The sequence below is a fragment of the Chitinimonas prasina genome, from assembly GCF_030160395.1.
Classification (GTDB): Bacteria; Pseudomonadota; Gammaproteobacteria; order Burkholderiales; family Chitinimonadaceae; genus Chitinimonas; species Chitinimonas prasina.
This window is the reverse complement of record NZ_BSOG01000072.1, coordinates 1-556: the sequence shown is the minus strand read 5'-3', so window position 1 is coordinate 556 and position 556 is coordinate 1. Positions and strand designations below refer to the sequence as shown.

1 rRNA gene is annotated in these 556 nt (G+C 51.3%); it reads left to right on the top strand.

Features of this window, described 5'->3' with window-relative positions:
• Positions 1–196: 196 nt before the first annotated feature.
• Positions 197–556, top strand: a 16S ribosomal RNA gene (locus tag QQK16_RS21145); the annotation flags it as partial.

Below are 556 nucleotides of genomic sequence, written 5' to 3'. Positions count from 1 at the left end.
TGCTGCTGACGCAGACAAAAACGAAGCGAAACGAATGAGTTTAGCGGAGTGGGTCTGAAGAAGCAAACGCTCTTTAACAAGATACAACCGATAAGCGTAGGCATTTGACTTGAGGGTCAAAGGCTTACGTAATAATCAAGATCGTTTCGACGAGATTGATTTTGCGAACAGCCAGAAATGTTTCAAAACAGAGATTGAACTCAAGAGTTTGATCCTGGCTCAGATTGAACGCTGGCGGCATGCTTTACACATGCAAGTCGAACGGATCTAGGGGCTTGCTCCTAGGTTAGTGGCGAACGGGTGAGTAATGCATCGGAACGTACCGTGTAGTGGGGGATAACCCGGCGAAAGTCGGATTAATACCGCATACGATCTACGGATGAAAGCGGGGGACCTTCGGGCCTCGCGCTATACGAGCGGCCGATGTCGGATTAGCTAGTTGGTGAGGTAAAGGCTCACCAAGGCGACGATCCGTAGCGGGTCTGAGAGGATGATCCGCCACACTGGGACTGAGACACGGCCCAGACTCCTACGGGAGGCAGCAGTGGGGAATTTT